Raw genomic sequence first — 18697 nt, forward strand, 5'->3', positions numbered from 1 at the left:
TCAGACGTCGGCAGCAGCGGCGACCGCGGCGGCCACCGCCGGGCCCACCCGCGGATCCAGCGGGCTCGGGACGATGTGGTCGGCTGCCAGGTCGTCGCCCACGACGGAGAAGATCGCCTCGGCCGCCGCGACTTTCATCTTCTCCGTGATGCGCCGCGCGCCGGCGTCCAGCGCACCTCGGAACACCCCGGGGAAGGCCAGCACGTTGTTGATCTGGTTGGGGAAGTCACTTCGACCGGTCGCCACGATCGCCGCGTGCTTGCGCGCCGCGTCCGGATGGATCTCGGGATCGGGGTTGGACAGCGCGAAGACGATGCCGCCCGGGGCCATCGTCGCGATCAGCTCCTCGGGCACCAAACCGGCCGATACCCCGAGGAAGGCGTCGGCACCGTCGAGCGCTTCGGCCAATCCGCCGGTGCGCCCCTCCGGGTTGGTGATCTCGGCCAGTTCCTGCTTGAACGAATTGAGGTTGCCCCGGCCGCTGTGCACGATGCCCTGCGAGTCGAGCACCGTGATGTGCGTCAGGCCGGCGGCCAGCAGGATCTTCGTGCAGGCGACGCCGGCGGCGCCGGCCCCGGAGACCACCAGGCGCAGCGAACTCATGTCGCGGCCCAGGACCTTGGTCGCGCCCAGCAGGGCCGCGAGCACGACGATGGCGGTGCCGTGCTGGTCGTCGTGCATCACCGGGCAGTCCAGCGCCTCGATGACGCGCCGCTCGATCTCGAAGCACCGCGGTGCGGAGATGTCTTCGAGGTTGACCGCCCCGAACGTGGGCCGCAGCCGGATCAACGTCTCGACGATCTCGTCGGGGTCCTTGGTGTCGAGCACGATCGGGATCGAATTCAGCCCGCCGAACGTCTTGAACAGCGCGGCCTTGCCCTCCATGACCGGCAGCGAGGCGGCGGGGCCGATGTCGCCGAGGCCGAGCACTGCGCTTCCGTCGCTGACCACCGCGACCAGCCGATTGGCCCAGGTGTAGCGCTCGGCGAGGGTGTGGTCGGCGGCGATCGCCCGGCTCACCTGAGCGACGCCGGGGGTGTAGGCGATCGACAGCGCGCGCTGAGTGTCCAGCGGCGCCTTCAGCTCGACGGACAGCTTGCCGCCGAGGTGGGCGGCGAAGATATCCTCGTCGTCGATGACGAGGTGGGGGGTACGCATCGTTTCAGACACGGCGGTCAGGGTACTCGCCCCCGAACCTCACCAGACGGTGTTCCCCCACCGTGAAGTTCACCGTCGACACTACTGGCGCGTAGCATTTTGCGCGGGTCCGGTGGGGCCCGGCCGTTGCGTGAGGGGAGGTCGCATCATGCCGTCGTTTCGCGCTTTGCCGCCGTCGTTGCTGGGCTCAGCCCGCGGCGTCGGCTCTCAGACCGACGTCGACGCCCGACGCATCCATGTCCCCGTCGCCCGGGCGATGGTGGACTGTGCGATCTACGTCGAGGGTGAACGTCTGCCGGGCAAGTACACCCACGCCGCGGCACTTGCCCGGGTGCACGAGCTGAGCGCCGGTGGCCAGAAGGCGTTCGTGTGGCTGGGATTGCACGAACCCGACGAGCACCAGATGGAATCGGTGGCGCACACCTTCAACTTGCACCCGATCGCCGTCGAGGACGCCGTGCACGCCCACCAGCGGCCCAAGGTGGAGCGCTACGACGACGCCCTGTTCCTCATCGTCAAGACGGTGAAGTACGTGCCGCACGAATCCGTCGCTCAGGCCCGCCAGATCGTCGAGACTGGCGAGATCATGGTGTTCGTCGGCGCCGACTATGTCGTGACGGTCCGCCACGGCGACCACAGTGGCCTGGCCGGGCTGCGCCACAAACTCGAGGCCGAGCAGAGCCAGCTCGCGTTAGGCCCCTACGCCGTGATGCACGCGATCGCCGAGCACGTGGTGGAGAGCTACCTCGACGTGGCGCGGCTGATGGAGTGCGACATCGACACCATCGAAGAAGAGGCCTTCTCCCCCGACCTGAAGACCGACATCGCGCAGATCTACATGCTCAAGCGCGAAGTGGTCGAGATGCGCCGCGCGGTCGGACCGCTGACCGCCGCGCTGCAGAAGATCACCACCGATCACAAAGACCTGATGACCAAGGAAGTCACCCGTTACATGCGCGACGCGCTGAGCCTGCAGAGCCAGGCCGGTGACCAGATCGCCAGCTACGACGAGCTGCTCAGCTCGCTGGTTCAGGCCGAACTGGCGAAGGTGGGCCTGCAGCAGAACCTCGACATGCGCAAGATTTCGGCATGGGTGGCCATCGCCGCGGTGCCCACCATGATCGCCGGCATCTACGGCATGAACTTCGAGCACATGCCCGAGTTGTCATGGGCGTACGGCTATCCCGCGGTCCTGGCGCTGATGGCGGCGGTGTGTGGGTTCCTGTACTTCAACTTCCGCCGTAACCACTGGCTCTGAAAGCTGTCCGGCTGCGCCTCGATTGGTACGGACCAAGCTTTTGCCGCAGTGAACCCGACCATCAGCTGCGCGAGCCGGAAGTCCTTGCTTAGCCAGTTAGTTTGTGACGTGTCTCGAGCACGAACCGCGCGTAAATATTTGCTGTCTCCTTTTGCTTGGCCATTCACAGGTCAATCGTTTCTGTGCGTCAATGAATTCCAAACGTCCAGAATGCACAGATTGGGGCAGCAATCGTGGCTACGCCGTCGCGGAATCAGTCGCTGAGTCGTGGACGTCACAAGCGCGACCTACCTGTGTTGCGTTGGCTCCAGATCGGCACGGCAGCAACGGGTCTAGGCGCGGCACTGCTGGCCGCGCCCGCGGTCGCCTCAGCCGACAGCGCTTCGACGACGGGGGGCGGCTCGAATGCGAAGTCGGCGCATACCTCGCGCAGCGCGAATGGGGCAACCCGGTCCCACACCAAGACCACGAAGCCCGGCCGAAGCGTCGACTCAGCCACTCGTGTCATAGCCAAGCGCCCCGATGTATCGACATCGACGAGCAGTCGAGCCACGACGGCGGCGAGGTCGATCCGGCCCGCTTATCCCACACCGATCAGCGCACCGGTGACCCAGAAAGCGATTGTCACCGAGGCACTGAACTGGGCTGGTCTGGCAGATCTGGGGTCTAGGCTGCCGGTGCCCGATGCGCCGGTTTCGGACCTGGTCGCCGGGGCCTGGATCGGCGTGCGCCGCTTCCACTACACGTACTTCAACTCGCGGCCGACCGGGTTACCGCCACTCCTCAACACGGCAGTGTCACCGTGTCCGAAGACGGTAACTACACCTACACCCCTGATCCCTCGTACGCCCACGTCGGTGGCAGCGACAGCTTCACCGTCACGGCCACCGACATGACCGCAAACCCTTGGCACAACCACACGCTGGATCGATTCCTCGACGGGATCACTATGGGCCTGGCCCGCCGCGGGCTGACTGCCCCGCCCGCGCTCCCCAGCACCGACACCATCACCGTCACCGTCGAACCCATCAACCACGCCCCCACCATCACTGATGACGCCTTCACGACCGACCAGGACACTCCGTTGACCATCGCTGCCGCCCAACTCTCGAGCAACGACGTTGACGCCGATGGTGATGCGCTGATCGTCAATTCAGTCACCGAGCCCTCTCACGGCACCCTGACGAGCAACGCCGATGACAGCTACACCTACGCCCCAGCAGCAACCTTCACTGGGACCGACACATTCACCTACACGGTTACCGACGCCATCGGCGGGACCAGCCCGCCGGCCACTGTGACTGTCACGGTGCGCGCAGCCGGTCCGACCGTGGTCGCCTCGATCACCGCGGTCAGCCGCCCGAAGGGGCTGGTACTGAGCCGCGACGCCACCACCCTGTACGTCGCCAACGTCATCGACAACACCATCACAGTCATCAACACCGGGCGCGATGCTGAAGTCCAGACCTAGTCCATCGGTATTGACTGTGGCACAGTTCCGTTCGCCTATCTCCGGCAGCTGCAGGCATGCCCAGCGCTGGTGGTCGCACATGCGGTGAGTTGGCGATCCGAAGGCCCAGGCATGCGCCCGCGCCACGATCTGCCCGATTGTCAGTAGCGACCATCTGCACATCTACTTACAGGAGAGAAAAACCTCGCTCGCGACTCTAGCTAGTGCCCCTGACGGGACATAGGTTTTAGGAACGAAAGACTCTGCGCGCCAACATAAAAGGAGACGATCATGGATACAACGCCGAGACGAAAGGGGAAGACCGTGGTTGCAACGAAACTGGTGGGTCGAGTGGGCGCATTGGCCGTGTCCCTCGGAGTGGGCGTCGCCCTGGCATCAGGTGCGGGCGTTGCGAGCGCCGATACCGGCGCATCCGGTTCCGCGCCGACGAAGGCCTCACACGGAAAGGCCAAGTCGGCCAGGGCCGGTGCTGCTCGATCGGCCGTCCGCAAATCACGTAAGTCGTCCCGCCTGGCTGTCGCCCCTTCCGGGTCCGCCTCCGCCGGTGCACCGGCGTCACCAACCGGTTCGGTGACGCTGACGACATCAGTCAGCATGGTCAACAAAGCGATGACAGGTACCCTGCGCCGACAGGCAGCAGACTCGGTCTCGACAACGAATTCGCCATCGGTTGAGGATGTTTCATCGGCGACCTCTGATCAGGTCGCGGCCTCTAACGTCTCGGCTGCAACGACCGGAAAGCTCAGTGCATCAACACCAAACACGGCTCTCAACAGGGTAGCCCAGTTCGGACCGGGCAGTCCGCTGACGCCCCGCCCTGGTGAGCCGCTGGTGGTGACCGTACTCGCCTGGGCCGGCCGCGAGCTCGATGCTGCTATCGACCGTACCCGCCGCCAGATCAACGCCGCACTGTTCAACAGCTCGCCGACCGGCGCACCTCTGCTGTTCGGCGAGAATCCCGAAGGCACCGTCACCGGCACTCTCGGTGCTGCCGATGCCGAAAGCGATCCTCTCAGCTACGCCGTAGTCACCGGGCCCGCTCATGGCGCAGTGGTGGTCAACGATGACGGCACGTTCACCTACACCCCCACCGAAGCGACAACTGACGCGGGCGGTACCGACAGTTTCCTGGTCCGGATCACCGACACCGGAAACCATCTGCACCTGTTCCACGGAAACGGAACCGTCACTGTGCCGGTCTCCTTGACCGTGGACGCCGGCGATGCGATGAGCGTCGGCAGCTTACCGGTCGCGGTGGCCACGAGCGCTGACGGCAAACGCATGTACATCGTCGATGCCCAAAGCAATTCGGTCAAGGTATACGACGCCGCCACCAACGACCCCATTGGCGCCATCCGGGTCGGCGCCTCGCCCTACAGCATCGCCCTGAGTCCCGACGGCACCCGTGCCTACGTCGTCAACTCCGACGACCACACGATCTCGGTCATCGACACCACCACCATGACCACCGTCGCCGACCCGATCGCACTCGGTGGCAACCCCACCGGGATCGCGGTGGGCCCCGATGGTGCCCACATTTACGTCACCAACAGCACGCAGAACCGAGTGTCCGTCATCGACACCGCATCCGGAAAGATCGCGAAGTCGATCACTGTGGGCTCCCGGCCATACGGGGTTGCTGTCGATGCGGCCGGCGGCCGTCTATACGTAACCAACGAGTACAGCGACACCGTGTCAGTCATCGACATCGCCACCAATACCGTGACCGCCACCATCGCGGTCGGTGACGCTCCCACCGCCATCGCGGTCAACGCCAGCAACGGAAAAGCCTACGTCACCAACACCGGCTCCCCATCCATCGACGGCGACGGCACCGTCTCGGTTATCGACATGGCCACGAACGCCGTCGTCGGCGGCCCGATCGCCGTCGGCGAATTCCCGATTGCGGTGACGTTCAGCGCTGATGGCCGACTGGCATTCGTCGCCAACCGCGGCTACGACTCGGTCACGGTCATAGACACCAAGACAGACACCGTCGCCGACACCGACCCGACATCCGCGGCGATCGATGCGCTCGCGGTCGGAGACGGGCCCGGCGGACTTGCCGTGGATGGGACCAATCTGATCGTGGCCCACACCTGGGACGGATCCATCGTCTCGATCCCGATCGTGGATTGGCTCGGCACATCGGCACCTATGACGAAAGACCCGACTATGACGGAAGACTCCGCCATGGCGGAAGGCTCCGCTATGACGGATGAACCCACTACCGAGTACATCGCAGTCCCGACGACGATCTCGACCGGCACGCATGCGACGGCGTCGAGCGTTGCATCAGTCGCTGACAACGACAGCGGCTATGAGTCGCCATCGACTTGGGGCACCACCGGATTCAACGTCACCAACAACACCACCGCGACGCTGACGCTGACCGGATTCGTCGGCAGCGACCGGCCGCAACAGGGTGGCCCCGAGATCGGCAGTACCCTGGCCCCGGGCGCAAGCGCCCACTTCGAGATCAACAGCCGCTTTGTCGACCAGGAACAAGTCCAGGCCGTCTACACCGACCAGTCCACCGGCGAGACCTACACCGCCCAGATGTACGGCTTCACAGTCGGGGTCGGCTTTCTTTACTCGTCAGATCCCGCGTCGGCGGCGTGCGCCCACTCGGGGGGCATCGGTACCTGCAGCACCGGCAACACCACCGACATCTACTTCCAGCCCGGGTCCAACTGGGAGGCTGATTCCAGCTTGGGCTCACAAGGATTCGATATCTACAACCTGACGCAGTACACACTGACGTTCACCGGCTACGACAGTGCCGACCGTCCACAGTTCGGTGGGCCGGCGCCGGGTGACACTCTACTGCCGGGAGAATCGACGCACGTCGAGGTGAACACAAACTGGGTAGATCAGGATGACGTGGAGTTGACCTACGATTCGTCCAGCGGTGAGACCTGGACCGCATCGCTGCTCGGGTCGGCGCTGTTGTCGAGCCCCTTAAGCCCCACCAAGGTCGCGTCGACCGCCTGTGCACACTCCGGAGGCAACGGCTCCTGCAATGCGTCCTACGCGTCCACCGAGGTCGACTTCCTCGACGCACCGAACACCGTTGTCTCAGTGGCCGCCAGCGACGCTATCGCGCAACGGTTCGTGGACGCCTGTGCGTCCAGCTCCGCACGTTGCGTATTCAAGACCACCAGCGTGTCGGACGGGATGACGGCGCCGATCTACATCACGACGGTCAACAACGCCACCCCGAACAGCGCGACCGACGCGGTCGCACTCACCAAGACACTGACCACGACCACGAGCCTGCAGCTCGGCGCCCAGGCATCGGCGAAGGTCTTCGGTCTGGTCAACGCTCAGCTCAGCGCGCAGTACACATTCTCGACGGCGACGACGAACACGGTGACCAGCACGGTCACCGAGACGATCCCCGCCCAATCACAACTGGTGGCCTACGGTAAGTACCCCACCCACGTGGTGGTTGGTGACCTCACCGCGGTGCTCGGTAACACCACGATCACCCTGTCCGGCGCCACCTTCGTCATCCCGGACACCGACCCCACCCGCTCGCCGGTGTACACCTTCACGACCACACCGATCGGTGGCTCGGCTTCGGAAAGCCAAGCGGCATTGGCGCTCTGAGCACACCAGTCAACCAGTACCGCGGATCGGCCCACTCCCCTGTCCCCGCAGGGCGAGTGGGCCGTTTCGTTCCTCGCTGCGCGCAGCTCAGCTCGGCGACGACGCCCGCCGATTCGGATCCAGCACATCGACACCGTCGTCGAGCCACGCCTGGCGCATGGCGTCGGCGCCCTTGAGCCGTACCCACGCCGCCTCGGTCGGGGTGACCGGTACCGCTGCCAGGAAGTGAACCGGATCGCGGGGCGCGTCCAGCGGAAGGTCGGCGATCACCGAATCACCAAGCAGCACAGCGGTGAACGCCGCACCGTCCCACAGCGGCGCAGACAGGTCGATCAACGCGTCGGCGACCAGCACCACACCCTCCACAGCAGGGGTGGCCGCCACCACTGCCAGGCTGCGAGCCAGCCCAGGAGTGGGTGTGGTGGTCCGCAGGCTCAACGTGACCTCGGCCCGCGGACCGTGCAGGGGGTCAGCCACACCGGAGGCCGCTTCGGCCATCGGGTGCCGCGAACAGCCAAGTGTCACATAGTGCGCCACGCCATCCGGGGTGGGGCCGAACCGCAAGACCTCGAGGCGCTCCAGGCCCAGGAACGTCACACTGGCCGAATCCGGCTCGGCCGCGATCCCGGCGTCGGTGAAGTGTGCGCGGACGTGAGCACGGACCGGTTCGAGCGGCTGGGTCACTGAGGCGGCGGGATGGTCAAGTTCACTCCGCTGTCCGCGTCGAAGATGTGCACCTTGGCGGTGTCGAACGCCAATTCGACGGGCTGGCCGGCGGCCGCCTTGGAATCAGCGGAAAGCCTTGCCACAAACTCGTTCTCACCTGCACCCCACTCGGCGGCCAACTCGGCCAGCTGGGCGGAGCGGGCCCCGTCACCGGAATTCTTGAAGTACACGTACTTGTCCGCGCCCAGCGATTCGACCAGGTCGACGGTCACCTCGAAGGTCAGCGCCCGGATGCGCTCGTAGACGTCGAGCAACGCGGCGTCCTCGAAGTGCTCGGGGCGGATGCCGACGATGACGTTCTCGGGCGTCGGGTGGCGGCGCATGACTTCCTGGATCTCCTGGGTCAGCGTCACCTCCCCGAAGGGTAGCCGCAGACCTATATCGGTGAGCGTGGCCGGGAAGAAGTTCATCGCCGGTGAGCCGATAAAGCCGGCGACGAAGAGATTGGTCGGCCGCTCGTAAAGTTCGGCGGGGGTACCGATCTGCTGCGCCTCACCGGCCCGCAGCACCACCACCCGGTCGCCGAGCGTCATCGCCTCGATCTGGTCGTGGGTCACATAGACCGTGGTGGTACCCAGTCGCTTCTGCAGCCGGGCGATCTCACCACGCATCTGCACGCGCAGCTTTGCGTCGAGGTTGCTCAGCGGCTCATCCATCAGGAATGCCTTGGGCTGGCGCACGATTGCCCGTCCCATCGCCACCCGCTGGCGCTGCCCACCGGACAGCTGCGAAGGCTTGCGGTCCAGCAACCCGCCCAGATCGAGGATTTTGGCGGTCTCGTCGACCTTCTGCGCGATGTCGGCCTTGCTCATCTTGGCCAGCGTCAGCGGGAACGCGATGTTCTGCCGGACGGTCATGTGGGGGTAGAGCGCATACGACTGGAACACCATGGCGATGTCACGGTCACGAGGTGCCTTCTCGTTGACCCGGTCCCCACCGATGCGCAACTCGCCGGAGCTGATCTCCTCCAGGCCGGCAATCATGTTCAGCGTGGTGGACTTTCCGCAGCCCGACGGGCCGACCAGGATGATGAACTCGCCGTCGGCGATGGTCAGGCTCAGGTCCTTCACGGCCACCGCGCCGTCGGGGTAGCTCTTGGTTACGTGGTCCAGGACGATCTCGGCCATGGCAAACCCTGCTATCCCTTCACCGCGCCGGAGGTGAGTCCGGCGACGATCCGTCGTTGGAAAATCAGAACAAACACGATGATCGGGATCGTGATCACCATCGCGCCCGCGGCGATGGAACCGGTCGGCTCCTCGAATTGCGAACTGCCGGTGAAGTTCGCAATGGCCACCGGCGCAGTGATCGCGGCGTCGGTGGCGGTCAGCGACAGCGCCAGCAGCAGGTCATTCCACGCGAAGATGAACACCAGGATGGCCGCGGTCACAATGCCCGGCGCGGCGAGCGGCGCAATCACCCGACGAAACGCCTGCGCCGGTGTGGCGCCATCCATCTTGGCGGCCTTCTCCAGGTCCCACGGGATCTCGCGGAAGAACGCCGACATCGTGTAGATCGCCAGCGGAAGCGCAAAGGTGATGTAGGGAATGATCAAGCCGGGCCAGGTGTCAAACAGCCCGAGCCGGCGCTCGATGTTGAACAGCGGTGTCACCAGCGAGATCTGGGGAAACATCGCGATCAGCAGGGCGGCGCCTACGAGTGCCTTCTTGCCGGCGAAGTCCAGCCGCGCCACCGCGTAGGCCGCCATCCCGCCGATCACCACGGCGATCACTGTGGTGATCAACCCGATGCCGATGGAGTTGACCAGTGCCGAGGAGAACGCGTTGCCGGTGAAGATGCCCTTGTAGTTGTCGAACGTGATCTGGGCCGGAATCAGCTTGCCGTCCTTGACCGAGGAGGTGGGCTTGAGCGACAGGCTCAGGATCCACAACACCGGGAGCAACGCATAGACCACGACGAGGACGTCGATGACGACCCAGCTCACCGTTCGGCGCGTACTCACCCGTTCCGACATTTCTCAGCGCACCTCGTTGTCCGCGCCGGGTGCCGAGGCACCGAACAGCTTGATGAAGATGAACGCGATGATCGCCACGCACAGGAACACCAGCACGCTGATCGCCGAGCCTAGGCCGAGGTTGAACGCCTTGAACAGGTTGTCGTAGCCCAGGATCGACACTGACGCCGTGTCGTTCGACCCGCCGGTGAGCACGTAGATGTTGTCGAAGATGCGGAACGCGTCGAGCGTCCGGAAGAGCAGCGCCACCAGAATGGCGGGCTTGATCAGCGGCAGCGTCACCCTGACCAGCCGTGTCCACGGTCCGGCACCGTCCATCTGGGCCGCTTTGAGCAGATCCTCGGGCACCAGCGCCAGACCCGCCAGCAACAGCAGGGCCATGAACGGTGTCGTCTTCCAGACCTCGGCCAGCACGATGGTTCCCAGCGACGGGATCTGTTGCGTCAGCGGCGCGCTGCCGTCGGGAAGCAGGTTCGCCAGGTAGCCGGTTCCCGGCGTCCAGGCGTAGTACCAACTGTAGGAGGCGGCGACGGTAACAATGCCGTACGGGATCAGGATTGCGGTGCGCACCAGACCTTTTCCGAAGATCGTGCGGTGCATCACCAGGGCCAGCGCCATGCCGAGCACGAATTCGACGGCCACCGAGATCACGGTGATGACGACGGTGATGAAAAAGGCTGTCCACCAGTACTTGTCACTCAAGATCGTCTGGTAGTTCTCCAACCAGACGAATTTGGTGTCGTTGGGGCTGGCCAGGTTGTAGCGCTGCAGACTCAGCCACAGCGCGTAGACGATCGGGTAGGCGGTCACCGCCAGCATCAGGATGACGGCGGGAGCGATGAGCAGGTAGGCCAACTTGCGCTGGGAACGACAGTCGTCGCCGCGAGTGGTGGCGGTGGTCATGGGATCAGCCCCTTACCGTCGATCGCCTTCTGCACCTGCTCGGTGAGCTCGTCCGCGGTCCTGTCCGGGTCGATCGCGGTGATGGGCGCCAGCGTCGCCGAGATTCGGGTCGACACCGCCTGGTAGTTCGGGGTCGCCGGGCGCACCGCGGCCGTGGTCAGCTGATCGCGGATGATCGCGTACTGCGGATACTTCTGCTGGAACGCGGGATCGGAGTACAACGAGGTCCGCACCGCGGGCAGGCCGCCCTCGATCGAGGTGTACTTCTGGTTCTCCAGGTTGCGGATGCAGCGCACCGCCTCGAACGCCTCGGCGCGGTGCCGGGTGGTCTTGGCCACGGCGAGGTTGAGCCCGCCCAGCGTCACCCGGGCCGGCTGTCCGGCGATCACGCCCGGGTACGGGGCGAACCCGAACACCTCCTTGGAGGCGTCGAAGGCCGTCGTGAACTGGTCGTCGGTGGGGCTGAACGTGCCGGCGTCGTTGATGCTTCCGGCCAACTCGGGCTTGTCGTTGAGCGGCAGGAACGGTACGCCGCCCTTGACCGCGTTCTCGAGCATCGAGGCGAACACGAACGGCCAGTTGACCTCCAACGCCGCCTTGCCTTGCTCGAGGGCGAGCCTGGCGGTGCCCTCGTCGGTCTGGGTCACCGACGGGTCGGCGCCGGGAGCGGTCGCCACCGCCTTGATGATCTGCAGCGCTTTCACCGTCGCGGCCCGATGCTCGGGAGTATCGGTCAACGTGACGGTCTTGCCGTCGTCGGAAAGAACCTGTCCGCCCGCACTTTCCAGCAGCGTGTTGAACCACACCACCAGGCCCTCGTACTGCTTCGCCTGCACCGCGATCCAGCTGGGCTTCCCCTCGGCGTGCAGCCGGGTGGCCTCGGCCACCATCGCGTCCCAGGTGTCCGGCGGCGGGGCCACCAAATCGGCTCGGTACCAGAGCAATTGGGTGTTGGTAGTCACGGGTGCGGCATAAAGCTTGCCCTGCCACTTGGCGGTGTCCAGCGGCCCGGGCAGTGTGTCGTCGACAGCGTCGGCCTCGGCGCGGCCCTCGGGGTCGTCGGAAAGCGGCAACGCCCAACCAGCCTCGGCGAACTCCGCGGTCCACACCACGTCGAGAGCCATCAAGTCCAGTGTCCGGTCGTTGCCGGTGAGCCGGCGCGCGAGCTGCAGCCGCTGATCGTCGGCGGCCTTGGGCAGGCTGCGCTGCTCGATGCGGAAGCGACCGGCGAGTTCTTCGTTGCATCGCTTGGCGACGGCGGTGAAGGTGCCCGACTCACTGGCCGGGGTGTAAAGGCTGACGACCAGACCGTTGTCAGCGGAACCGCACGAGGACACCAATGAGGCGCATGTCAGAGCGGCCAGCGCGGCCGCGCCCACTCGCCGAGCGCGCACGCCTGGGCTTGCCACGACGACCGCCTCCCGTCTTCTCGACACGCACCACAGCGCCCCGGTCAGGCGCATGCCGCAGCACGGCGGGGCAAAGCCCCGCGGGCAAACCGTAGAACCCCAGCGGCGTGATGTGCAACACTCCCCCGCCGTATGCGGCGCAATCGTGACCCGCGCCGCTCTGCCGGGCAGCCGCTAAATCGTCAAGCGTGCCAGCATGTCCCGCGCCTGCTCGGCGCTCTGCGGATCGCACAGCACGTCGTAGCGGCCGGCCACCAATTGCATGGTGGAGCTGAAATCCCTTGTGCCCTTGGCCATCGCATACGGAACGGCGGATGTGATCAATCCGAAGACGACGCCGGCGACCACGCCGGTGATCAGCGAGGCCCACGGGTTGGGACTGAAGAAGCCGAGCACCAGGCCGATGAAGATGCCCAGCCACGCGCCGGTGATCACGCCGCCGCCGAGGACCTTCGGCCACGACAGCCGACCGGTGACGCGTTCGACCTGCATCAGGTCGACGCCGACGATGGTCACCTGGTGCACCGGGAACTGCTGGTCGGACAGGTAGTCGACGGCCTTCTGAGCCTCGGCGTAGGTGGGGTAGGAGCCGATCGGCCAGCCCTTCGGCGGGGTCGGCAGACCGACCGGGCCGCGGCGGGAGGCGGCGGCCGAGCCGCCGGAATTCTGGCCGGGTGGGAAGGGGCTGGTCATAGCTGCTCATTCTCCTGTCGTACGCGCCATTTGTCGCGTGTTGTCCTCCGCACAAAGCGGACTGCTACCTGATCAACGTGCTGCCGCCGGCATTGGTGCCGGCAGAGAAGCCAGTCTCGCTCCACCTGCACATACGCTAGGTTGAACAGCATGACAGCTTCCGGCGGTGAGTCCGGCGAAAAGCCGCAGAACGAGGGTGAGCGGGGGCCTTCCGAAGGCACCTACGAGGCCCCGCCCATCGAGCAGGGGCAGGCACCCGCGGGCTATGACGTGCCGCCCGGGTACCAGCCTCCGCCACCACCGGCCTATCCGGGATATGAGGCGCCGAGCGGATTTCCGCCGTCGGGCTATCCCCCACCGAGTTACCCGCCGCCCGGATACGGCCAGCAGCCGGGTTATCCGCCGCCGCCGGCCCCGTCGGCCGGCTACGGCCCCTCGGGCTATCCGGAGCCGTCTGCCTACCCGCCGCCGCAATACGGTGGCGGCTATCCGCCGCCGCCGGGGTACGGCGCAGCGCCCCAACCGGGCGGCTTCGGCTACCCGGCTCCCGAAGCGGGGACCAACACGCTGGCCATCGGCTCGCTGGTGGCCTCGGTCATCGGTGTGCTGTGCGGCATCGGCTCGATTGTCGGCATCGTGCTCGGCGTCGTCGCCCTCAACCAGATCAAGAAGACCCGCCAGAGCGGATACGGACTGGCGGTGGCCGGGATCATCGTCGGGGTGGCCTCGTTGATCATCAGCATGATCTGGGCGATCTACGCCTGGAGCTGACCCGATGACGCAGCCCCCGCCGCCGGAGGGCACCCCGCCGCCGTCTGACCCCTACGCGCCGGTCGACTATCCGGCCAGCTATTCGCCGGGCTATCCGGCCACCTATTCGCAGGGCCTGCCGCCGGTCTATCCGGCGCCGTATGCATATCCGCCGGCCTACCCCGGCTATGCCTACGACCCCTACGACCCCTACCGGCCGACCAAGCCGCCGGGCACCAACGGCAAAGCCATCGCCGCACTGGTGACCTCGCTGGCCGGACTTCTGCTGTGCGGCCTGCCGTCGATCGCGGGCATCATCCTCGGGATCGTCGCGATGCGCGAGACCAAGCGGACCGGCCAGGACGGCTTCGGCCTGGCCGTCGCCGGCGTGGCGATCGGTGCCGCGGTTCTGGCGCTGGTCGTGGTCTACATCGCGTTCGTGGTGGTCATCGCGGCCAACACGACCATCTCGCCGGGGACCTATCCGCGCTACTAGCTCGGCGGGACGAACCGGCTGCCCTGGCGCGCCATCCCGGCGGCACGCCCCTTGCCCGCGACCACCAGCGCCATCTTGCGGCTGGCCTCGTCGATCATCTCGTCACCGAGCATCACCGCCCCGCGCGCACCGCCCGCCGTCGAGGTATGCCATTGGTAGGCCTCCAGGATCAGCTCGGCGTGGTCGTACTCGTCCTGGGCCGGCGAGAAGATCTCGTTGCCCGCGGCGATCTGGTCGGGATGCAGCACCCACTTGCCGTCGTATCCCAGCGCCGCCGCACGCCCGGCCACCAGCCGGAACGCCGCCACGTCACGCACCTTCAGGTACGGGCCGTCGATCGCGGCGATGCCGTGTGCCCGCGCCGCGACCAGGATGGTCATCAGCACATGGTGATAGGCGTCGCCGACGTCGTAGCCCGGCGGCTGCTCCCCCACCACCAGCGTGCGCACGTTGAGGCTGGCCATCAGATCCGCCGGGCCGAGCACCAGCGCCTGCACCCGCGGCGAACCGGCGATCGCGTGGATGTTGGTCAGCCCCTTGGCATCTTCGATCTGAGCGTCGATACCGATCCCCCCGACCGGCAGGCCGTGGGTCCGCTCGAGCTGGGTCAGCAGCAGATCCAGCGCACGGACATGGCCGGCGTCGCTCACCTTCGGCAGCACGATGACGTCCAGGTGGCCGGTGGGCGACGACGCGACCTCGGACACGACGTCGATCACGTCGGAGTACGTCCACGGGGTGGTCCAGTCGTTGACCCGCACGCCGCGCAGCTGACCCGCCCAGCCGGGACTAGCCAGGGCCGCGCCGACCTGTCGGCGCGCCTGCGCCTTGGCATCCGGGGCGACCGCGTCCTCGAGGTCGAGGAACACCTCGTCAGCGGGCAGCCCCTTGGCCTTCTCGATCATCTTGAGATTGCTGCCCGGAACCGACAGGCACGTTCGGCGGGGCCGATAGGCGTTATCCACGCCTACACTCCTACCCTTTGAGTTATGGCGTCGGTGAACAGGGTGTACGCGGCCAGGCTTGCGGGGTTGGCCGTACTCGGGCCCGACGGGGAATCCCTCGGCCGCGTCCGTGACGTCGTGATCAGCATGAGCATCGTGCGCCAGCAGCCGCGCGTCCTCGGTTTGGTCATCGAATTGCTCACGCGCCGAAGGATTTTCGTGCCCATCCTGCGCGTCACGGCAATCGAACCCAACGCGGTGACGCTCAACACCGGCAACGTGTCGCTGCGCCGGTTCGCCCAGCGGCCCGGTGAGGTCCTGGTGCTGGGCCAGGTCCTGGACAGCCGGGTGCGGGTCAACGATCCGGAACTCACGCAGCTGGCCGGGGTGGACGTGGTGGTCGTCGACCTGGGCATCGAACAGGTCCGGTCGCGGGACTGGGTGGTGACCCGGGTGGCGGTGCGCAGTCAACGCCGGCTTGGTCGGCGCTCGGCGGTGCAGGTCGTGGACTGGCAGAACGTGACGGGACTGACGCCCTCGGCGCTGGCGATGCCGGGCCAGGGGGTCGCGCAGCTGCTGCACCAGTTCGAGGGCCAACGGCCGATCGAGGTCGCCGACGCGATCCGCGACCTGCCGGCCAAACGCCGCACCGAGGTGATCAACGCGCTCGACGACGAGCGGCTGGCCGACGTGCTGCAGGAGCTACCCGAGGACGACCAGACGGTGCTGCTGCTGCAGCTGGACACCGAACGGGCGGCCGACGTGCTGGAGGCGATGGATCCCGACGACGCCGCCGACCTCCTCGGCGTGCTCAACCCGACCGAGGCGGAGGTGCTGCTGCGCAGGATGGACCCGGAGGACTCCGAGCCGGTGCGACGACTGTTGAGCCACTCACCCGACACCGCGGGCGGCCTGATGACCTCTGATCCGGTGGTGGTCGCACCGGACACCACCGTCGCCGAGGCACTGGCCCGCGTCCGCGACCCGGACCTGACCCCGGCACTGTCCTCGCTGGTGTTCGTCGTGCGCCCGCCGACTGCCACCCCCACCGGTCGCTACCTGGGTTGCGTGCACCTGCAGGCGCTGCTGCGCGAACCACCCGCCAACCTGGTCAGCGGCATCGTCGACACCGATCTGCCCAGCCTCGTGCCGGACACCTCGCTGGCCGGAGTGACCCGGTATTTCGCCGCCTACAATCTGGTCTGCGGTCCGGTCGTCGACGACGAGAACCATCTGCTCGGTGCGGTGACCGTCGATGACGTGCTCGACCATCTGTTGCCCGACGACTGGCGGGAGAGCTTCGAGGATCCGCAGCTGTCCGGCAACGCAGAGAGCACGACATGAGCGTCCAGCGAGAAGCGAAGGCGGATCGCGCATGAGTGAAGTGTCCGCGCGCCAGCGGCTGGACACTCCGCGCCCGTCGCGACGGTTCCAGGTCAACGTCGACGCCGAAGCGATCGGCCGGTTCAGCGAATCGATCGCCCGTTTCCTGGGCACCGGCCGCTACCTGGCCTGGCAGACCATCCTCGTCGTGGTCTGGATCTCGCTGAATCTTTTCGCCGTGAGCCTGCGGTGGGACCCCTACCCCTTCATCCTGCTCAATCTCGCCTTCTCCACCCAGGCGGCCTACGCCGCGCCGTTGATCCTGCTGGCGCAGAACCGGCAGGAGAACCGCGACCGGGTCACCCTGGAGGAAGACCGCAGACGGGCCGAGCAGACCAAGGCCGACACCGAATTCCTCGCCCGCGAGCTAGCCTCGCTGCGGCTGGCGGTCGGCGAGGTCGCGACCCGCGATTATCTGCGCCGTGAACTCGAGGAGCTCCGCGAACTGCTGGTGTCACTGCAGCCCGAGGCGCCCGGTGCCGCCAAGCCCGACAACTCCGAACGTAAATCGAAGAAGTCCGGTTCGTGACCAAGGTGACGAATGGATACCTCTGGTGTCACGAAGGTATGTATGGTGACGTGGTTCACGGCACTAGAGCTTTCTGTTGAGGACGGACGAGTGGGCATAGGAAACCGCGTCAGCCGGTTGGTGCGGACTCCAGCGTTCGGCGTCGTCGTGCTCACGCCGGTCGTCCTTGCCGGCGCCGTGAGCGCGGCGCCCGATCTGCCCGGTGCTCCTGTCATCAACACCGAAGTCACCCCGCTGGCGGCGGTCGCGCCCAGCCAGGTTGATACCTCGGGCCCCAGCGTCGTCGCGCTGACCAAGCAGCCCACCAACTTCCACTTCGCGGCGGCGACGGTTTCCGCCCCGCCGCCGGCAATAGTGGTGAGTTCACCGGGCTCCATGCGCATTCCGGCCGTGGCACTGGCCGCCTACCGCAACGCCGAGCAGGCGATGGCCGTCGCCGCCCCAGGGTGCGGCTTGAGCTGGAACCTGCTGGCCGGCATCGGCCGCATCGAATCGGGGCACGCCAACGGCGGCGCGACCGACGCGCGCGGTACCGCGATCAGCCCCATCTACGGCCCGTCCCTGGACGGCACGCTGGCCGGCAACGAGGTGATCGTCCAGACCGTGCAGGCCGGGCGCCCCGTCTACGCGCGGGCGATGGGCCCAATGCAGTTCCTGCCGGGCACCTGGTCGCGCTACGCCGCCGACGGCGACGGCGACGGCAAGGCCGACCCGCAGAACGTCTACGACGCGGCCCTGGCCGCGGCCCGCTACCTGTGCAGCGGCGGACTCAACCTGCGCAACCAGTCGCAGGTCCTCACCGCGATCCTGCGCTACAACAACTCGATGGCCTACGCCCAGAACGTGCTGGGCTGGGCGGCGGCGTACGCCACTGGGGTCGCGCCGGTGGACCTGCCCCCGATCGTCGGCCCGGCACCGGCCATCGGCGATGCGCACCTGGACGCACCCGAAGGTCTGGGCCCCGGCCTGCCGCTCAACGCGATCGGCCTGCCGTCGACCGACCCGCTCACACAGCTGAACCTGGGCAACAGCGAGACGGCCGGGCAGTTGGCCCTCGGCCCGCTGCCGGGGCCGGTCGGCGCGCTGCCGCAGGCGCCCTGCCAGGTGATCTGCCTGGGCTCGCAGGCCCCGCCGCCGGTGGCTGCCGAGCCGGAGCAGGCTGCACCCAACGATGCACCGCCGCCCTGGCAACCGCCGTGGTTGCTGCCGCCGCCTCCTCCTGCACCCGAGCCCGCACCGGCGGCACCGGCGGCACCGGTCGCGCCGCTACCGGCCGTGCACGGCGCACTTCCCGGCCCCGCCAGCTGACACCGTCCCCGCCCGGCAGTCTGGTGCGACGCTCGACATCGAACGGTGCGCTGGCGCGATGCTCGGCGAAGTGCGGTCCGAC

16 protein-coding genes are annotated in these 18697 nt (G+C 66.8%); 8 read left to right on the plus strand and 8 right to left on the minus strand.

Going from position 1 to position 18697, the window contains the following annotated elements; genetic code table 11:
* Entirely contained in the window at window positions 1–1158 is a 1158-nt protein-coding gene (locus tag ACXDF8_RS20230; protein WP_457225117.1) for an NAD(P)-dependent malic enzyme, read from the minus strand.
* A gap of 148 nt (window positions 1159–1306) precedes the next feature.
* On the opposite strand from ACXDF8_RS20230, the gene ACXDF8_RS20235 reads away from it, so the two are divergent.
* The 3 genes from ACXDF8_RS20235 (at window position 1307) to ACXDF8_RS20245 (ending at window position 7499) form a co-directional block, all read left to right on the plus strand.
* Window positions 1307–2416 (plus strand): magnesium and cobalt transport protein CorA, encoded by a 1110-nt coding sequence (locus ACXDF8_RS20235; protein WP_457225065.1) that lies wholly within the window; start codon window positions 1307–1309, stop codon window positions 2414–2416.
* 715 nt (window positions 2417–3131) lie between these two features.
* The gene (locus ACXDF8_RS20240) at window positions 3132–3887 is read left to right on the plus strand and encodes a cadherin-like domain-containing protein (protein WP_457225118.1); all 756 of its coding nucleotides are present in this window, start codon (window positions 3132–3134) and stop codon (window positions 3885–3887) included.
* A gap of 834 nt (window positions 3888–4721) precedes the next feature.
* On the plus strand, window positions 4722–7499 hold the full coding sequence (locus ACXDF8_RS20245; RefSeq protein WP_457225066.1) for a YVTN family beta-propeller repeat protein: 2778 nt from the start codon (window positions 4722–4724) through the stop codon (window positions 7497–7499).
* Between the two features lie 87 nt (window positions 7500–7586).
* Here the strand turns inward: ACXDF8_RS20245 and ACXDF8_RS20250 are convergent, their stop codons facing one another.
* The 6 genes from ACXDF8_RS20250 to ACXDF8_RS20275 form a co-directional block, all read right to left on the minus strand.
* Window positions 7587–8183, minus strand: a complete 597-nt coding sequence (locus ACXDF8_RS20250) for a suppressor of fused domain protein (RefSeq protein WP_457225067.1) — start codon at window positions 8181–8183, stop codon at window positions 7587–7589.
* Window positions 8180–9352, minus strand: coding sequence for an ABC transporter ATP-binding protein (locus tag ACXDF8_RS20255; protein WP_457225068.1), 1173 nt, complete (start codon window positions 9350–9352; stop codon window positions 8180–8182). Before ACXDF8_RS20255 ends, ACXDF8_RS20250 begins: the two co-directional genes overlap by 4 nt.
* Before the next feature lie 11 nt (window positions 9353–9363).
* Window positions 9364–10200: a carbohydrate ABC transporter permease gene (locus ACXDF8_RS20260; RefSeq protein ID WP_457225069.1), complete on the minus strand. Its 837-nt coding sequence runs from the start codon at window positions 10198–10200 to the stop codon at window positions 9364–9366.
* A gap of 3 nt (window positions 10201–10203) precedes the next feature.
* Window positions 10204–11103, minus strand: a complete 900-nt coding sequence (locus ACXDF8_RS20265) for a carbohydrate ABC transporter permease (protein WP_457225070.1) — start codon at window positions 11101–11103, stop codon at window positions 10204–10206.
* The gene (locus ACXDF8_RS20270; protein ID WP_457225119.1) at window positions 11100–12497 is read right to left on the minus strand and encodes an ABC transporter substrate-binding protein; all 1398 of its coding nucleotides are present in this window, start codon (window positions 12495–12497) and stop codon (window positions 11100–11102) included. Before ACXDF8_RS20270 ends, ACXDF8_RS20265 begins: the two co-directional genes overlap by 4 nt.
* A gap of 189 nt (window positions 12498–12686) precedes the next feature.
* The gene (locus ACXDF8_RS20275) at window positions 12687–13205 is read right to left on the minus strand and encodes a YflT domain-containing protein (protein ID WP_457225071.1); all 519 of its coding nucleotides are present in this window, start codon (window positions 13203–13205) and stop codon (window positions 12687–12689) included.
* Window positions 13206–13355: 150 nt separating this feature from the next.
* Here ACXDF8_RS20275 and ACXDF8_RS20280 point away from each other — a divergent pair, with 150 nt between their 5' ends.
* Both ACXDF8_RS20280 and ACXDF8_RS20285 read left to right on the plus strand, forming a co-directional pair.
* Window positions 13356–13976, plus strand: a complete 621-nt coding sequence (locus ACXDF8_RS20280) for a DUF4190 domain-containing protein (RefSeq protein ID WP_457225072.1) — start codon at window positions 13356–13358, stop codon at window positions 13974–13976.
* Between the two features lie 4 nt (window positions 13977–13980).
* Entirely contained in the window at window positions 13981–14451 is a 471-nt protein-coding gene (locus ACXDF8_RS20285; protein ID WP_457225073.1) for a DUF4190 domain-containing protein, read from the plus strand.
* Here the strand turns inward: ACXDF8_RS20285 and ACXDF8_RS20290 are convergent.
* Complete coding sequence (locus tag ACXDF8_RS20290; RefSeq protein WP_457225074.1) at window positions 14448–15416, minus strand: HpcH/HpaI aldolase/citrate lyase family protein; 969 nt, start codon at window positions 15414–15416, stop codon at window positions 14448–14450. The genes ACXDF8_RS20285 and ACXDF8_RS20290 overlap by 4 nt on opposite strands.
* 24 nt (window positions 15417–15440) lie before the next feature.
* On the opposite strand from ACXDF8_RS20290, the gene ACXDF8_RS20295 reads away from it, so the two are divergent.
* The 3 genes from ACXDF8_RS20295 (at window position 15441) to ACXDF8_RS20305 (ending at window position 18615) form a co-directional block, all read left to right on the plus strand.
* Complete coding sequence (locus ACXDF8_RS20295; RefSeq protein ID WP_457225075.1) at window positions 15441–16739, plus strand: magnesium transporter MgtE N-terminal domain-containing protein; 1299 nt, start codon at window positions 15441–15443, stop codon at window positions 16737–16739.
* 31 nt (window positions 16740–16770) lie between these two features.
* On the plus strand, window positions 16771–17307 hold the full coding sequence (locus ACXDF8_RS20300) for a DUF1003 domain-containing protein (RefSeq protein WP_457225076.1): 537 nt from the start codon (window positions 16771–16773) through the stop codon (window positions 17305–17307).
* 90 nt (window positions 17308–17397) lie between these two features.
* Entirely contained in the window at window positions 17398–18615 is a 1218-nt protein-coding gene (locus ACXDF8_RS20305; protein WP_457225077.1) for a lytic transglycosylase domain-containing protein, read from the plus strand.
* The last annotated feature ends 82 nt before the right edge of the window (window positions 18616–18697 follow it).

It is taken from the genome of Mycolicibacterium sp. CBM1, from assembly GCF_054073305.1.